Here is a 16,951-nt window from a genome sequence, read left to right as displayed (position 1 = left end):
AAAGAAGTAGAGATGCACCCAAAACGATCGCGTCAAATCATCGTCGAGGGGATGATTGTATTTGAGGCGATCGATGAAATCGGAACGTTACGGATGAAATGTTCCAATTTAGTAGGTGGATTCGTACCAAATTTGTTCGCCGTTTTCGTACACCTCTAAAGATGCTCCGACCATGTAGGTGTACTCGTTGCCATAGTCGTCGTAGGTAGTCGCCATATAATAGCCACTATCGGTAAAGGTAACGCCATATACGTTGACCGATTCGCCAGTGGAACGGTTGACACCGTAGTAGAAGTAATCGCCGTTCCCATCTTCACAAATATAGGCGTAATAGGTATCGGTGGTGAAGGCTTCTATAGTGGTAGCACGAGGACATCCACCTTGAGCGATTAATAGTTCTTCGGTCGCAGCAGAATTAGAAGTTTCTGCAACATTCGAGGTGGGAGAAAGGGCGACAGCAGGCAAGACGGGCATCAATAAGCCGACGGTGGCACCGACTAAAGCGGGTAGATTGAACCCTTTGACGAAAGATTTCGAGATCATGGAGTTTTCCTTATGGTTGGTGTATCTCGAATCTTTCATAACCAATTTAGAGCGGGGGTGTCAAGAGTCTTTTGACTTTGTATTGGAAATCACTTTTTAGGTTTACATTTTTTAATTTTTTTATTTTTATTTCTCTAAAGTGATTGTCTCTAAACGGATCGATTTTTGTTAAATTTTGCTGACGTTTAATGCTTAAAAAAAATCGGTTCTTGGTCTTTATTCGACGATCCTCACTGAGAAGTGCTGGGCAAAACTCTTGAAAACTGGGAGGTTTATAGAGTTCTTTAAATTTTTACGATCGCCCCCAACCTTGAAGGCGATCGCACGAAGCCTTCAAAAATTGGATCGTAAAATACTTGACAAATGAGAATATTGAGGAACGATAGACCCAACTACAACGGTATTGAAAAGGCGGTAAATTGCTCTTATTTACGTATAAATACTGAATAGATGTCTCGTTACATTTCTTATCTAAGTAAAAGTAGCTAAATTGAGTGGGTCGAGGGTGACCGAGGCTCCCACTCAGCGAATAATGGTTACTCTTTACTTGGGTCGGCCAAACGATTGTAGCGGTTTTTCAGGGGATTGGGCGATCGCCGGGGATTGCAGACGGAGCGATCGCCGCACAATAGACAATAGACTTAATAAAGTTTTAAGATTAAAATCAAAGCTTGGAAGCGATTCTTTTGTGGATTTGGAGCATTTAAAAAACTAATAATAACCATGAATAAAGCAACCAACCCCATACCGATCGCCCTAGCCGTAGTTGTCATTGCCCTCGGTACCTCTGCCCCCGCACGGTCTCAAACCGAGGACTTGGCCGAACGCTTTTTGCGCGGGGAAGTGCGTAACTGCCAAGGATGCAATTTGGCGCAGACGAATTTAAGTAAAACCATCCGCAAAAACGCGCGTTTGAGACAAACGAATTTAAGGGGAGCCAATCTGAGCGAAAGTAATTTTGAAGGGGCTTATTTTACTTGCGCTCGCTTGAACGATGCCAATTTAAGTAACAGTAATTTTATCTTTGCCAATTTCGTAGATGCGGATTTGGCGGGAGCAAATTTAGCGGGGGCGGATCTGCGTTATGCGGATCTCAGTGGCGCCGATTTAACTGGAGCCAATTTAAGCGGGGCGAAGTTAGACGGGGCAAAACTCTGGGATGCGGCGACAATCTACGATGGCAGCCAAGATCTCGACCGCATCGAGCGATCGCCGAAAACGGCGCGGCTTCGCTGTGAAGCTGGGGACAGTTGAGCGGCGATCGCTCCCGAGCAGGGCAGGTCTCGATCGCGCCGAATGGCGAGGGATTGAGGTGGCCGCGAGACTGCCCCCGAACCGGAGGGAGGAGGAAACGAAAGGTGAAAATTTGTTACATTCATTAACATTGGGGGGAACCTGCCAGCAATCTCGGAAGACAGGGGACAATAACTGGGGGCGGAAAAGGTCAAGAATCTTGCAAATTGTAAATCGTTTCTCTTGAGGGGAAACTATCTTCCCGAGGGCGGACGACGATCGCGGGGGACTCGGCGATCGTCGTGGCAATAATTTTTTTTTCCAAGCCAAAGTTAGCGATGCAATTAGAAGTACAATTCCGTAGCGCGGCCAGCCCAGAGCAGGCTAAACCCCACGTCCGTTATCACTTGTGGACAGAGATGACATCGAATTTACAGATGGGGTTAGGGGCAATTGTCGAGTCGATCGCCGAAGGGGCGATCGTCAAAGATGTGGCCAATCGCTGGTTGTTCGCCAACGATCGGGCGCTCGAACTGTTCGAGCTAAAAGGATTGGACTATCGCGGTAAAACCGACAGCCAATTGATGTGCGAACGGGAAAGCTGCCGACTCCACTTGTCGCTGTTCGCCGAACTCGAAGCTACCGCCAAAGCCACGCAAACCCGGGTCGATCGCTCCCTAACCCTGACCCGCTCCGACGGAACGACCGCACAAATCCAAGTGCGAGCCATCCCGTTAGCCGCTCCCGATGGAGGGGCGATGGGAATGGCGATCGTGGCGGAACCGAACGGCGCGAACCCGCCCGCGATCGCCAAAGCGGGGGACTCACAGACCTTGTGCGATTTCGCCGATCGCCTGCCGTCGCTGTTTTGGCGCGCCGACCCGACGGGCGATCGGCCATTCTTCAACCGCGCTTGGCTCGCCTTTACCGGGCGCCCCCTCGAACGAGAACGGGGGCGCGGCTGGTTAGAAAACGTGCATGAGGACGATCGCGCCGCCTGTTGGGAAAACTACTGCCAGGGCTTAAAAAGCGGAAAAATTTTCGAGCTGCAGTACCGCTTGCGCCGCCACGACGGGCAATATCGCTGGATCTTGGACATCGGCATTCCCCAAGATCGCTCTCGTCCCAGCCGGGAGGCGATCGCCTATGTCGGGTCTTGCGTCGATATCACCGATTCCCTGCACGACAGCTTCGCCAACCGCCAGCAAGTCCAAGATCGGCTCGACAACAGCGAAGCCAAACATCGCGCCTTGGTCGAAGCGATTCCCGATCTGATTTTGCGAATTCGCGGGGACGGCACGATTTTAGAGTACAAAGACGCCCCCGAACACGCCATGCCTACCCTGTCCGACGTCCAAGTCGGACAGCATTTAACCCAAGCGTGGCCCGCAGCCGTCGCTCGCGAGGCGATGGGTCACATCGAACGGGCGATCGCCTCCGGGAACATCCAAACCTGGGAATATCAGCTCCAAATAGACGGTCGCTGGCGCCACCGAGAAGGTCGAATCGTCCCTTACGCCGAAAACGAAGTGCTGGCGATCTTGCGCGATATCACCGATCGCAAACAGGCTCTCGAAGCCTTGGTGCGCGTGACCCAAGCGGTAGAAAGTACCACGGACGCGATCTCGATTGCCGATTCCGAGGGCGGTCAAATTTATCAAAATCGCGCTTTCGGTCAGTTATTCGGCTATCCCACGGTAGCGGAATTCAACAAGGAAGGGGGATTGCCGATCCTGTTCGAGGATCGCGCCGTCGCCGAGACCGTGTTAGGGGCGATCGCCGAGGGACTCCCCTGGAGCGGTCGCGTCAGCCAACGATCGCGCGACGGTCGGCGGCTGAAAGTCTTACTGCGGGTCAATCCCATCGAAGACGAGACGGGTCAGACGATCGGCTCGATCGCGATCGCCACGGACTTGACCGAACGCCGACAGGTGGAAGCCGCCTTACGCAACTCCCAACAAAAACTATCGTTGCACTTACAACAAACTCCCCTCGGCGTGGTCGAGTGCAACCTACAAGGTCGAATTCTCGAATGGAATCCGGCGGCGGAAGCGATTTTTGGCTATCACAAAGACGAAATTATCGGACGTTCGATCGAAGTTTTGCTTCCCGTATCTCAAATCGATTCGGCCCGCGAACTGTGGCGCGAACGCCTCGAACAGAAAGGGGGCGCCTGTTGCATCAGCGAAAATGAAACGAAAGACGGCAGGCGGATTATTTGCGAGTGGTACAATACGCCGTTAATCGGTCGCGGCGGCGAAACGATCGCGATCGCCTCGTTAGTCCAAGACATTACCGAACGCGTGCGCGCCGAACAAGCCCTGCGCTATCAAAGCCAGCGCGAACGCTTGGTCAGCGCCACCCAAGCGCGGATTCGCCAGTCGTTGAAGTTAGAGGAAATTTTAGAAACGGCGGTGAGTGAGGTGCGCCAGTTGTTGGAATGCGATCGCGTCGTCATTTATCGGATTATGAGCGATCGCCGGGGCAAAGTGATGACCGAAGCGGTGGCGCCGAATCAAGTTTCGATTCTCGGTCAGGATTTCGACGAGGAAATCTTTCCTACCTCTTGTTACGCGCGCTACCGTCGGGGAACGGTCCGGGCGATCGCCGATATGGAACGGCAGCACGTCCCCGAATGCTTGATCCAGATGCTAAAACCCTTCGGGGTCAAAGCGAAAATGATCGCCCCGCTTCTGGTCGAGTCCAAACTTCCCCATCGCACTACTCAACACGGCGAACCCAATCCGATCGCCGAAAGTCAAGACGGCTTGTGGGGTCTGCTCGTCGCTCACCACTGTCGCGGACCGCGCGACTGGCAGCCCTTCGAGATCGAGGTGTTCGAGCAGCTTTCTACCCAACTGGCGATCGCCATCCAGCAATCGATCTTATTTAAAGAATTAGAAGTCGCCAACGAAGAGTTACATCGCCTCGCCAGTCTCGACGGTCTGACGCAAGTTGCCAATCGCCGTACTTTTAACGAGTATTTAGACCGCGAATGGCGGCGCACGATCCGCGATCGGGGGACGATCGCCCTGATTTTGGCGGATATCGATTATTTTAAACGCTACAACGATACTTACGGCCATCAAGCGGGCGATCGCTGCTTGCAACAAGTCGCCCAAACCCTCGATCGCGCCGTCAAGCGTCCCGGAGATTTAGTCGCCCGCTACGGCGGCGAAGAGTTCGCGATCGTCCTTCCCAATACCTCTTGTGAGGGAGCGATGACCGTCGTCAGCAATATTCGCACAAGCGTGAGAGAGCTGCGTATCGCACACGAGCAGTCGCCCATGAACTGGGTATCTCTGAGTTTGGGGGTCGTCGTCTGCCAACCGAGGCTCAATTCCCGCAGCGATCGCGCCTTGGCAGTGGCCGACGGCGCCTTATACGAGGCCAAATCCCAGGGACGCGATCGCGCGATTTTAACTTTTGAGGGGTTCGGGGAGCTATAAGTCCCGCGCTGTATGCGAAGCATCAGCGTCGGGACTTATAGCTCCCCGAGCTGGCCTCATCCCCATCGAGAGGATGAGGCCAGCATTTGTCAGCAGCTATAGCTTGTAGTAAAATTACGGTCATGTTGATGATGCAGTAACCCAGGGACTCTGGGGAATGGAAACCGCCTGTCAAGTCGGTCTGTCGGGGGTCGATGACCTAGATAAGTGGCGTGGGGCAGGAATACCCAATCGTGAGGTTGGGAAGCCCGCGCTGCAATCTTTGATTCAGCGTCGGGAGGATGTCACAAACCGTTTCCCTGGAATCCCTTGCCGCCAATTCTTAGCCCTTGTCCGACTTGCGCGATTTCCCCGACTTGCGCGATTTCGACGACTGGGGCGATCGCGCGTTGACCTCCAACAACCCCTCCGGCGGCTCGATTTCCAAACGTCCCGCCTCCAAGTCCACCACCGGGACGATCTCGCGCACGAAGGGAATATAAATCGGCCCCGCCGTCCCTTCCGCCTCGGACTCGCCGTGAGGACGAACCACGAGCAAATCGTGCCCCGTCGGGATCAAATCCACCACGGTTCCCACCACCGTGCCCGTGCGCCCGTCGAACACTTCCAACCCGATCAGGTCGCGCACGTGAAATTCGTCCGCTTCCAAAACCGGGCGATCGCTTTGGGGAACGACAAAAATGCAGCCGCGCAGGGCTTCGGCGCCGTCGCGATCGCTCACCTGAGCCAACTGCACCACGTACAGCCCCTTATTCGGGAGAAAATACCCCGAAATTAACTCCACGGGTTCCGGTCGCTCCTTTCCCGGATAGCGCAACCAGCGCCGTCCCGGTTGCTCGAACCGTTCGGGAAAATCCGTAGACGGATAAACTCGCATTTCTCCCTTCAATCCTTGCGCGGCGACCACTTTACCGATTTCGATCCATTCGTCCAACTCCGGGGCGATCGCTTCTGGAGAGGACCGTTGACGACGCTCTCGATTCATCTTGTTAGCTCACCGCCGCACGAGCGTAAACACTTTCGGTCATTTTCGCCAAGCGCTGCATCCCGGTCCGCAGTTCGTCGGCGCTGGCGGTCAAGCTGATGCGGATGCACTGGTGTTTGTGTGCCCACTCCTCGCGCAATCCGGGGAAGAAGGTGCTCCCGGGAACGACGATTACGCCGACTTCTTTGAGTTTTTGATAGAATTCCCAATCGCTCATCGGCAGGTCTTTTAACCACAACCAGGCGAAGATCGCCCCTTCGCCGCGATGGAGGAACCAGGGGAGGTCTTTGGGCATCGAGGCATCGAGGGTACTTTCGAGAATCACAAATTTTTCTTGATAGTGAGGACGAATGACCGTTTCGGCAATTTCGCTCAAGGATCCCGAGGCGATCGCCCGCGCCGCGATCGCCTGTCCGTAGCGGGGGGAGTGAATGCACAAATTCGTCTGGAAGGATTCTAAAATTTGGATGGCCCGTTCGTCGGCGATCGCGATCCCGATCCGTTCCCCGGGTAACCCCGCTTTCGACAAGCTCAGTCCGTGAATGATATTGCCCCCAAACGCCGGAGTCATCTCGGTAAAGTTCAACGCCGGGAACGGCGGTGCGTAAGCGGAATCGACGATCGTGGGAACGTCGTAAGGGGCGCCGAGATCGGCGATTTTTTTCAGTTCTTCGTCGGTCAGCACGTTCCCCGTCGGGTTGCACGGACGGGAGAAAATCACGCAACCCGTGTTTTCGTCGATCGCCAGTTGGTTGAAGTCGGGACGGTATTTAAAGCGATGTCTGGCTTCGTCGATTTCGAGGGTCGGTTTGTAAGCGAGGAGGGCTTCGGGAACCAGACTGATGCCCCCATATCCGGTATAGTCGGGACTCAAGGGCATCACCATCCGCTTGAGTTCGCCGTCGGTGGTGCGTCCGGCGAAGGCGTTGGCGGCGTAGAAGTAGAGGGATTGACTGCCGGGGGTGATTAAGATGTTGCGATCGCTCAAATTCAACCCGTAGCGTCGGTTAAAATCTTGTTTGACCGCTTCGATTAACGGTTGGTAGCCTTGGGAGGAACCGTAGCGACAGACGACCTCGCCGTATTCGGGACTGGCGAGCAGTTCGGCAGTACAATCGCGCCACAGTTGTTCGACTTCCGGCAAAATCACCGGATTGCCCGCACTCAGGTTAATGAACTCCCGCCCTTCTCCGGCTCGTAGGGTTTCGATAATGTCTTTCATAATGGCTCGCACGCCAGTCAGGTGAGACATCTGTTCGCCGAATTGGGTCAGGGCAGGGTTCATAGGTTTTTCGGTCGGGAAAAGGACATGTTTTATTTTAATAATCTAACGATTTTAGCCGATTTTCGACTCTCGCGATCGCTTCGGCCCAGACCCGCACGGCGGGGGTTCGCCGACCCTCACCGTGCGCCCGGAACTCGCCTGTGCGGTTTTTGATGATTTGAAGTTATTTTTTGATTAATTTTTATTGAAATGGATGACTTGCGATCGCTCCTGTGCTAACCGCTAGATAAAACTTACCCAAACTTACCCATCAAGTCTGAAAGCTTGATGAACAATACGTTTGAGTCGATTTTACTTCCTGCTTCTACCAAGGGAGTCGGTGAGTCAGTGCGGTCTTGGGGTCTCCCCAAGTAGAGCAACTGACGAACCCGTAGGGCTCGCTCTTGTCCACAGGCGTTAATTTGGCCGTAGCTCGACCTATTTTTTCCAGATTTTTAGCTGCGTTTAAATCTCTGTCTATTTTGAGATGACAATGGTCGCAACCAAACAGTCTTTCTGATAAGAGTAATGAGTCTTTAATGCTTCCACAATTAGAACAGATTTTACTAGATGGATAAAATCTGTCTACGATTATTAGTTGTGACCCATATATTTGGCTCTTATATTCCATCTGCCGTCGAAATTCATAAAACCCCATATCGGCGATAGATTTAGCTAGTTTATGATTGGCCATCATGCCCGATACGTTTAAGTTTTCTATCACATTAACGGCGTGGTTCTTGCATAATCGTGAGGTCAACTTATGTAACGTATCTTTTCTGAGATTAGCGATTTTCCGATGGAGTTTTTGGACTTGAAGCTGGGACTTTTTTCGATTGGCAGAGCCGCGACTTTTTCGGCTAACTTGTCTTTGGAGTCTAGCTAGTTTATTTGAATGCTTTTTATATGCTTTTATTCCTTCTATACTTACTCCCGTTGATAAGGTGGCAAGCGCTTTTATCCCCAAATCTATCCCCACTACATCTGTTTTCTTCTCGGTGGGGCTCACGTTGACATCTATTTTAAACGAAATAAACCAGCGATCTGCCTCTCGACTAATCGTCACATTTTTGGGTTGATAATTTCCCGATAATCTTTCATAAGTTTTCAGAATTCCAATGACAGGAACCTGAATTTTATTTTCAGATAATATTTTTATGGTTCCATCTAGAGTAAAGCTGTCTTGTCTACCTTTTTTCTTAAATTTAGGTCTAGATTTCTTTTTTTTAAAGCAATCTTGCCACGCCTGGGCGAGATCTCTGAGAGCGTATTGAGGGGCACACTTAGAAACTTCGTAATACCACAGATTCTCTGGTTTTACTAACTTATTTAACCACTTATGTAAGTCAATAGCTGTGGGAAATTTGATTTTTTCATCGGGACGACAACCGGCATTATGTGATAAAATTCCTAAACACAATCCGTGACCCCAATTGTAAGCATGACGCGCCACTCCCGCATGACGAGCGAGTTTTTGTCGTTGGGTCAGATTAACTTTAAGTTGTGTTTTAAACCCTAATAACATGGAGTTAAATGCTCTACGCTACCAATGGCGCCTAACTAGTGCTAATTTTACCACCACTGATGACTTTATTAACAATTCAGTTTCTAGAAATATTGGTCAATGCTCCGGGAATTTCTCACGATTTGAGTAAGATTGAGTAAGATTAGGTAAGTTCTCAGCTTCTGTAGTTAACCCTTACTTGGTTAAAATTTCCAGACGCGATCGCCTGCTATTTCACAACTCAGAAAACCCCTCAATAAGTCAACAACTCCGTACAAGATAAACGGGATTTTATAAAAGTTAAAAAAAGATAAAATTTTTGGTTGAAATTTAGGGCTTAATCTGTGTAAGAATTGACTGACAGCAACGAGTCAAGAAGCGCAAGTCCCGGTGTAAAACCTCAAGAAGCTAGAGAGACCTTCCCCTCAACAAACATCCCCTCCATCTATAGCAGTCCTAAATGATTCATGGAAGCTTTTTTTGTTATAATATACACGGAAGATTCTCAATATCAGACAGACCTCATGAATATCATAGACGAGCTAGATAATTTCATTGAAAATACCACAAATACCAAAGAAATGAAGAGAGCATTGGCAGCCAAAATGAAATTATCTGGTCAACCCTCTAAGAAAATTGAAGAAATATTAAATGTTTCTTCGAGCTTCGTTAGTCAATGGAAAAATAAAGCAATTTTTGAGGGTGTTGAGAGTTTGAATCTTCAATACAAAGGAAGTAAAGGCTATCTAAAACCGGAAGAAAAAACACAAATCACTTCATGGATAAGACAACAAGAGTATTTGAGATTGTCTGACTTAAAACGATATTTGCAGCAAGAATACAACGTGATTTATTCTTCAAATCAAAGTTATTATGACTTGCTGAAAGCGGCTGGCATGAGCTGGAAAAAGTCGCAAAAAAAGAATCCAGCCAAAGATGAAAAGCTAGTCAAAAAAAAAGAAGAAGAAATTCAAAAGAAGCTTAAGGACTGGGAAGAGGATATCAAAGCTGGAAAGCTTGCTGTGTTTATGATTGATGAATGTCATCTTCTTTGGGGAGACGTCTTGGGTTTTGTTTGGGGAAGAAAAGATATAAGAGTCGAAATTCCCATTAAAAACCAAAAAAGTCGCCAAAGTTATTATGGCGCTTTAGATTACCAAACTCATGAATTTATTCTTCAAGAATACCCGAAAGCCGATACCGACAATACCATTCAGTTTATACAATACTTACGAGAACAAAGACCGGGACAAAAATTAGCCATTTTTTGGGATGGTGCCAGGTATCACGACTCTCAACAATTTCGAGATTTTTTAAAAGAGCTAAATGAAGGCTTAGAAGAAGATGAATGGTTGATTACTTGTACGAAGTTTGCTCCGAATGCTCCCGAGCAAAATCCAGTTGAAGATATTTGGCTGCAAACTAAAAATTTCTTGAGAACATTTTATTTTTTATGTGATTCATTTAAAAGAGTTAAAGAGCTATTCAAGATATTTGCTGATGGCCAAGTTTTTGATTTCCCTAAGCTATATTCTTATGGATTTTTGCCACAAATGACTTAGGATTGCTATAGAACGAGTCGCAGATGGAGAGCTTTTTCCAAATGCCGTTACCATCGCGAAACCGATCGGTTACCGAAGTCCAAAGATTCCCGATCTGTCGAGATCGAGAACGAGCAAACCGTAAGAGAGTGAACTTATGCAGAATTCTATCGTGAGCCAATCTGCCAGCACGGCTGTGGAGCAACTGCGCGAGAAATTACCCTACACCCTCAAACCCCTCGCCAATATTGCCTATAACTACTGGTGGTGTTGGACGGGCGATCGCATCTCCATCTTTCGCAATATCGATCCCGAAGCGTGGGATCGCTTGGAACACAATCCCGTTGCGATTCTCAAATATGCCGATCCCAACCGTTTGAGCCAATTGGCCAGCGATCCGACCTACATCAAACGGGTGGCCAAAGTCGCCCAACAGTTCGATCGCTACATGAACGAGCCGCAAACCTGGGCCAGTCGCGTCGCCCCGCAAATTTCGCGCGATCGCCCCGTGGCCTACTTTTGCGCCGAATTCGGCATCCACGAATCCTTACCGATCTACTCCGGCGGCTTAGGCATCCTCGCCGGGGATCACCTCAAATCCGCCTCCGATTTGGGCGTGCCGATGGTCGGCGTCGGCTTGATGTACCGTCAGGGCTACTTCCGCCAGCGCCTCAGCGTCAACGGGTGGCAAGAAGACTACTACATCGATCACATCTTCGAGGACATGCCCTTGCAGTTGATGACCGACGACAACGGCGAACCGATTGTCGTCGATATCGAACTGCGCCAACGTCGCGTTCACCTGCAAATTTGGCGAGCCCAAGTCGGACGCGTCAACCTCTACCTCCTCGATACGGACCGCGATGATAACGACCCGATCGATCGCTGGTTGACCGGACACCTCTACGGCGGCAACCAAGACACCCGGATCGCCCAAGAAGTCGTCCTCGGGATCGGTGGGGTGCGCGCCCTCAAAGCCCTCGGCATTACCCCTGCCATCCACCACCTCAACGAAGGTCACGCCGCCTTCTCCACCTTGGAAGTCGCCCGCCAAGAAATGATCGCCACGGGTAAATCCTTCTACGATGTCGAAGCCTCGGTGCGCGAGCGTTGCGTCTTCACCACTCACACCCCCGTTCCCGCCGGACACGATGCGTTCTCCGGGGATTTGATGGAGTCGTATTTCTCCAACTACTGGCCCCAACTCGGTCTCGACCAAGAACAGTTTATGGCCCTGGGCGCCCGCCGTCTCGGCGACCCGTGGGAACCGTTCGGCATGACCGTGATCGCCTTGCGCTTGTGTCGGACGGCGAACGGGGTTTCCAAACTGCACGGGGAAGTTTCGCGCAAAATGTGGAACATTCTCTATCCCGATTCCCCGGTGGATAAGGTGCCCATCGGTCACATTACCAATGGGGTCCACGCCCGCACCTGGACCGCCCCCTTAATGAGCGACTTGTACGCCCAATATTTCGGCGAGGACTGGTCGAGTCGCATGGCGGATCCTCAAGTCTGGGCGAAGGTTCACGAGATTCCGGACGAGGAGTTGTGGTGGCGTCACCAATTGCTCAAAGAGCGCTTGATTGCCTACACTCGCAATAAGATTCGCCAGGCTCGCGAGGAAGCGGGTGAAGACCATTACTGGATCGAAAATGCAAATCAGTTGCTCGATCCGAATGTGTTGACCATCGGGTTTGCGCGCCGCTTCAGTACGTACAAGCGCGGTTATCTGTTGATGCACGATACGGAACGGGCTCTGCGGATTCTGACGAATATGGAGCGTCCGGTGCAACTGCTGTTCGCCGGAAAAGCCCACCCGGCGGACGAACAAGGCAAGCGGATTTTGCAACGCTTGTTTGAATGGTCGCGCCAGCACCCGCACTTGCAATCGCGAGTGGTCATCGTCCCGGATTACGATATGTACACGGCTCGCAAGTTGATTCAAGGGGTGGATGTGTGGTTGAATACGCCGCGCCGTCCTCTGGAAGCGTCGGGAACGAGCGGTCAGAAGGTCTGTTTTAATGGCGGCTTGAATTGCAGCATTCTCGATGGCTGGTGGTGCGAGGGCTATCAAGAAGGCCCCGACGGTAAGGGTCTCAACGGTTGGGCGATCGGTGAAGATGCCCACACGAGCGATCAGGACTTGCAGGATAAAATCGATGCGGAGTCGCTGTACAAGTTGCTCGAAGAGGAGATCGTGCCGTTGTATTACGATCGCGACGCCAACGGGATTCCTCACGGTTGGATTCGGATGATGAAAAAATCGATCGAGACCAACGGTCAGGCGTTCAATACGGATCGGATGATTGCGGATTACGTGGCGAAGGTGTACGCGCCGGGAACGGCGATCGATTTGACCCAACTGCGATCGAGCGTGTTGGCTTAGGGGTTGCGATCGCCTCAAGTTAATTGAATTCCATTGAATTCGATTGAATTTAACTAACTGTAAAACAAGAATGGGGGGTGTTTTCAGCCAACGCCCCCCATTTCGTTGATGTTTTCAATCGGCGTTCTTCAGTTGCGACATTCCGTCGGCGGTAACACGAGAAAATCTTCCCGTACCCAGCCGTAAGCGCGACTGGCAGGAAAGCCGACTTGATACCAAATGTAGCCCGAGCGATCTTCGGCGGCGGCCCACTCGTTCGGATCGCCGCCCCGACTGGCACGCAGGATATCGATGTAATCGCCGTCAACGCCGTAATGGCGAGCTTCGTAACCGAGACCCGGGCCTTCGCGGACGTTGACGCGCCCGTTGTAATCTTCGGTATAGAGTTCGGTGGAACAGTAGGAGGTATCGGAAATTCGATAGCCGATTCCGGCACCTTGTGCGAGTGCGACTGCCGAGTGTATGGCGATCGCCCCAGTAGCGGCGATCGCGCTGAGAATCAAAGGTCTGACTTTCATCGTTTTATTCAATTGAGTTTAAAGATTGGCGATCGCCTGTGGATGCACCGCGAATCTGGCGATCGCGATGCACCGACTATAGCCGCCCAAAAGGTCGATCGTCAATCTTGCATCTCGATCTAAACGCCGCGATAACTCGGCAAGGATGTGGGGGATGGGCGATCGGATTTCTTCCCAAGATTCTTGTTTTTTAGGTTTCTTGAAAGCCACCTCATGTCTTCACTGCACTATAGGGATGGCTCGTATCGATAATCTGGATGGAAGTGATTTAGATTGGAGATGCACCCCAGTATGTAAAGTCACAACTCATTCTCAATCTTTTCAATTTGTCGTTTGGAAATTGAAACAGCATGAGCACTCAGTTGAAATTCACTCTGAGGATAATCTTTATTGTAAATTACGACACGAAACTGACTGAATCCATGTTCTGATTTTATTTCATATCTCAAATCACCATCGGCCTGACGTTTTATCTCTTTTATGGAACCATCAGGTACTCCTTGAATGGTTGCAGAAACTAAATTTTCCCAGTTCTTTATTTTTACATAAAAATCTCCACTCCTGGGTTTAATTATATATGTTATTTTGTATTTAAATTTAATAACTTCTTGTGGTGCTGAACGGAAAAAACGATTGTTGGGCTGGGATGAACTTAACATGAGTTAATCTCCAATAATTCAAGTCATATTTTTTTGATTCGACAGCCATATATTTCGTGTCTAAAATTAATGAGAACGAACACAGCGCATACCTAATGATAGATCGTGATACGTTCGATCTCCATAGTCAATCGATGAAATATTTTCAAGAGAGGTTTCCCATCCACCACCCTTTATAATGAGTTTATATTTCAAATGTTGAGGTAAACCATCCCAAACTTTATGTCGATCGGGGTTTTGATAATCATCCTGGGGATAAATAGAAGACGTCCATTCTCGAACATTCCCTGCTAAATTAACTACCCCTTCAGGACTTCGGTCTTCGTGATAGGTTGAGATCGGTTCTGTTTCTTTCTGCGATCCTTCAATAAACCAAACATTTGCATGATTTGCGGTCAAGTCTTCATTGCCCCAAGGCCATTTAAACCCTTCAGAACCCCGAGCCGCTCGTTCCCATTCTAAATGACTGGGTAACCGCCTGCCTAGCCAGCGACAATAATCAGCCGCCTGTTTGGGTGTAATTCCTACTACAGGACGATCTGATTTATTTGGATCGTGGTAATTGATAGAATCAGTAGGCTCAGAACATTTTTTCACTCTTACACATCGAGCATATAAGCGATTAGAAACTTCATATTTGTCAATACGAAAAGCTGGCAATCTAATTCTAGATTCTGGTCTTTCTTCATTGGTAGAATCGGGGATGTTTGTTCCAATAATAGCCACTCCTGTTGAGATTGTTATCATTTCACTGTCTCGTTGAGTTTGCCAACTTAATAACTTGGGGTAGAGAAGCAAGGAGCTTGTATAAAGTACGATCGCCCCCAAAATACCTGCCACAGACTGGGCGAGACGTTTTGCTCGTCGTTCTAGCATTAACTCATGTTTTTTTTGGTCTTCCTCAAGCTTTCTTTCCATTTCTTGCTTGGCCAAACTCAACTGAATAAAAATTCGCTGGTTATCACTGAGTTCTTCTAACCGTTTTTCTCGCCACTTTTCTGCCTCGGCCAAACCGTTATTACTTAATAACTCCTCCTCATCTCTTCCCATCCTTTCCCATTCGTGCATTTTCGCTTTCAGGCGTTCTTGCCAAATGCGAAAGGCACGGTTGGCTTCCATCCACTGACGTAGGGTATCCCACTCTCGAATTAAGGCTTCGTGGACGATTTCGATGGTCGTGTTTCCCGTGGCTTCCTGATAGCCCGTGACGATTAAGCGGCGAGAGGCTAAATCCCTAACTAAACTGCATTTTTGTGGATTGAGTGACGCACAATGACTACAAACCAGAACTTGGCGGGTGTCTTCGGTTCCTTCTCCCGGGTGGACTAACTGGATGAATAGTTTTTCGGTTTGTTCTTGTTGGGAAGGAGAGAGGTTGTCGTAGATTTCCTGGGCGTAGTGGGCGAGAACTTTTTCGACGCCCCCAAAAGCCTCGTAAGCGTGATGAGTCAGCCAGGCGTTTTCTTGTTTGACCCAGAGTTGTTCGAGGGCGAATTCCAGTAAGGGCAAGTTTCCCGGCGATTTTTCCACGTCTTCGAGAAGGCGATCGCCCAACCCGGGCTGTAACCTCACACCTAATAATTTCGCCGGATGGGCGATCGCCTCGTACAACTCCTCACCCTTCATCGGTCCGAGTTTCACGTCGGCCCCTTGCAAAGCATCGGCAAACGGACGATAAGAAAGGGCATAACCGAGAAAATCCGCCCTTAAGGTTAAAACGAGGCTAAAATCCGGGATATTTTGAAGGGCACAGAGGAGGCGATCGAGAAATTTTTCTCGGGTTTGTTGACTGGAAGATAAGGTATAGAGTTCTTCAAATTGATCTACAACTAAAAGCAAGCGAGAACCGGAATGTTTTTCTAAAATTGAACCCATCCAAGTTTCGATCGCCGAGTCTTTGCTTTGCAGCACATTGGACAACTCCAAAGCCGCTAAATCTTGCTCGATTTCGGAGCGATCGCTGGCTTTTAACCCGACTAAAGCCCGGGCTAATTCGTCAAAGGGATGGGCTTTGGGACGGAAGGAGGCGATCGCCCACTTTTGTTGAAGTCTCAACTGGGGAATTAACCCGGCAAACACCACGGAAGATTTTCCACTGCCCGAGGGACCGATAACCGCGACGAATTGCCGCTTTTCGACAGCTTGGACGATTTGTTGGATAAACCCTTCTCGCCCAAAGAAAAAACGAGCATCTTCTTCGCGGAAGGCAAATAAACCCCGATAGGGACATTGGGCGATCGTGCGATCGCTCAACTCCGGCCAAGCTTGAATTAATAAATTTGTCGGGATAATAAAAGCCCCTTTCACGTCCGGGCGTTCTTTTTCAGCAGCTACCGCAATTCCCGCGATTCCCTGCAATTGTTCGTCCCAGACGGGCGCACCACTAAACCCTTCTTCCAAGCGAAAACCCGGTTCTTTAATATCCTCTAAATGCACCCAACTTTTAGCCGTCTTTCCGCGCAGCACACCGGAAGCATAAACTCCCATCGGCTGACCTTTAGGAAAACCAAAAACACGGAATGAATGACCCCAAAAATCATCGGCGGTTACCAGTTTTATCGGAAAAGCTGTTTCGGGAATAGGACTTTCTAACTGTAAAACTGCCAGGTCTTCTTCTAACTCGTTAGGATTGACAGGCTTCCAAAAAATGACTCGTCCCGAGAGCAACTTCCCGGGGGCAATTAAGGGAAAATCGAGACAAACTAATGTCTCTGGCCGTTCGGGAGAATTTGCCCGTATTCCCAAGGCAAAGGCCACCACGTGGGCGCAGGTCAAAACCTGGTTGTCTGAAACTAGAAAGCCCGCCCCCACAACAGTTTTTGAAGCTGAGTAAATCCGAATAACCGATGACTCAAGGGGTGCAGTCATG

The 16,951-nt window shown here is 49.9% G+C and carries 11 protein-coding genes; 4 read left to right on the top strand and 7 right to left on the bottom strand.

Annotation, left to right across the window (positions count from 1 at the left end):
- Window positions 1-108: 108 nt before the first annotated feature.
- A complete protein-coding gene (locus HCG48_RS20130) occupies window positions 109-543 on the bottom strand; it encodes a hypothetical protein (protein WP_168570762.1) in 435 nt (144 codons plus the stop codon).
- A 723-nt stretch (window positions 544-1,266) separates the two neighbouring features.
- On the opposite strand from HCG48_RS20130, the gene HCG48_RS20125 reads away from it, so the two are divergent.
- Complete coding sequence (locus HCG48_RS20125) at window positions 1,267-1,797, top strand: pentapeptide repeat-containing protein (RefSeq protein WP_168570761.1); 531 nt, start codon at window positions 1,267-1,269, stop codon at window positions 1,795-1,797.
- A 317-nt stretch (window positions 1,798-2,114) separates the two neighbouring features.
- Complete coding sequence (locus HCG48_RS20120) at window positions 2,115-5,225, top strand: sensor domain-containing diguanylate cyclase (protein ID WP_168570760.1); 3,111 nt, start codon at window positions 2,115-2,117, stop codon at window positions 5,223-5,225.
- 322 nt (window positions 5,226-5,547) lie between these two features.
- Here the strand turns inward: HCG48_RS20120 and rimM are convergent, their stop codons facing one another.
- The 3 genes from rimM to HCG48_RS20105 all read right to left on the bottom strand — a co-directional run bounded on the left by rimM (window position 5,548) and on the right by HCG48_RS20105 (window position 8,999).
- Complete coding sequence (rimM, locus tag HCG48_RS20115) at window positions 5,548-6,210, bottom strand: ribosome maturation factor RimM (protein WP_168570759.1); 663 nt, start codon at window positions 6,208-6,210, stop codon at window positions 5,548-5,550.
- Window positions 6,211-6,214: 4 nt separating this feature from the next.
- Window positions 6,215-7,495, bottom strand: coding sequence for a valine--pyruvate transaminase (locus HCG48_RS20110; RefSeq protein WP_168570758.1), 1,281 nt, complete (start codon window positions 7,493-7,495; stop codon window positions 6,215-6,217).
- Window positions 7,496-7,799: 304 nt separating this feature from the next.
- Window positions 7,800-8,999 carry an RNA-guided endonuclease InsQ/TnpB family protein gene (locus HCG48_RS20105; protein WP_246259655.1) on the bottom strand — a complete coding sequence of 400 codons (1,200 nt, stop codon included), beginning with the start codon at window positions 8,997-8,999 and terminating at the stop codon, window positions 7,800-7,802.
- A gap of 503 nt (window positions 9,000-9,502) precedes the next feature.
- Between HCG48_RS20105 and HCG48_RS20100 the strand changes: the two genes are divergently transcribed.
- Together HCG48_RS20100 and glgP are read left to right on the top strand one after the other, a co-directional pair.
- The gene (locus tag HCG48_RS20100; RefSeq protein WP_168571816.1) at window positions 9,503-10,540 is read left to right on the top strand and encodes an IS630 family transposase; all 1,038 of its coding nucleotides are present in this window, start codon (window positions 9,503-9,505) and stop codon (window positions 10,538-10,540) included.
- A 136-nt stretch (window positions 10,541-10,676) separates the two neighbouring features.
- Entirely contained in the window at window positions 10,677-12,905 is a 2,229-nt protein-coding gene (glgP, locus tag HCG48_RS20095) for an alpha-glucan family phosphorylase (RefSeq protein ID WP_168570757.1), read from the top strand.
- A 128-nt stretch (window positions 12,906-13,033) separates the two neighbouring features.
- On the opposite strand, the gene HCG48_RS20090 is transcribed toward glgP, so the two are convergent.
- From HCG48_RS20090 to HCG48_RS20080, 3 genes are all read right to left on the bottom strand, one after another.
- Entirely contained in the window at window positions 13,034-13,423 is a 390-nt protein-coding gene (locus HCG48_RS20090; RefSeq protein WP_168570756.1) for an SH3 domain-containing protein, read from the bottom strand.
- A gap of 299 nt (window positions 13,424-13,722) precedes the next feature.
- Entirely contained in the window at window positions 13,723-14,082 is a 360-nt protein-coding gene (locus tag HCG48_RS20085; protein WP_168570755.1) for a hypothetical protein, read from the bottom strand.
- Window positions 14,083-14,148: 66 nt separating this feature from the next.
- Complete coding sequence (locus tag HCG48_RS20080) at window positions 14,149-16,950, bottom strand: nSTAND1 domain-containing NTPase (RefSeq protein ID WP_168570754.1); 2,802 nt, start codon at window positions 16,948-16,950, stop codon at window positions 14,149-14,151.
- Window position 16,951 lies beyond the last annotated feature (1 nt).

Origin of the sequence: Oxynema aestuarii AP17 (genome assembly GCF_012295525.1) — a bacterium.
Taxonomy (GTDB): Bacteria; Cyanobacteriota; Cyanobacteriia; order Cyanobacteriales; family Laspinemataceae; genus Oxynema; species Oxynema aestuarii.
This window is presented reverse-complemented; position numbering and strand designations above follow the sequence as displayed.

Bases quoted from the DNA above. Each gene is read 5' to 3' on its own strand.
- HCG48_RS20130 (WP_168570762.1), bottom strand. From the start codon at position 543: ATGATCTCGAAATCTTTCGTCAAAGGGTTCAATCTACCCGCTTTAGTC.
- HCG48_RS20125 (WP_168570761.1), top strand. From the start codon at position 1,267: ATGAATAAAGCAACCAACCCCATACCGATCGCCCTAGCCGTAGTTGTC.
- HCG48_RS20120 (WP_168570760.1), top strand. From the start codon at position 2,115: ATGCAATTAGAAGTACAATTCCGTAGCGCGGCCAGCCCAGAGCAGGCT.
- rimM (WP_168570759.1), bottom strand. From the start codon at position 6,210: ATGAATCGAGAGCGTCGTCAACGGTCCTCTCCAGAAGCGATCGCCCCG.
- HCG48_RS20110 (WP_168570758.1), bottom strand. From the start codon at position 7,495: ATGAACCCTGCCCTGACCCAATTCGGCGAACAGATGTCTCACCTGACT.
- HCG48_RS20105 (WP_246259655.1), bottom strand. From the start codon at position 8,999: ATGTTATTAGGGTTTAAAACACAACTTAAAGTTAATCTGACCCAACGA.
- HCG48_RS20100 (WP_168571816.1), top strand. From the start codon at position 9,503: ATGAATATCATAGACGAGCTAGATAATTTCATTGAAAATACCACAAAT.
- glgP (WP_168570757.1), top strand. From the start codon at position 10,677: ATGCAGAATTCTATCGTGAGCCAATCTGCCAGCACGGCTGTGGAGCAA.
- HCG48_RS20090 (WP_168570756.1), bottom strand. From the start codon at position 13,423: ATGAAAGTCAGACCTTTGATTCTCAGCGCGATCGCCGCTACTGGGGCG.
- HCG48_RS20085 (WP_168570755.1), bottom strand. From the start codon at position 14,082: ATGTTAAGTTCATCCCAGCCCAACAATCGTTTTTTCCGTTCAGCACCA.
- HCG48_RS20080 (WP_168570754.1), bottom strand. From the start codon at position 16,950: ATGACTGCACCCCTTGAGTCATCGGTTATTCGGATTTACTCAGCTTCA.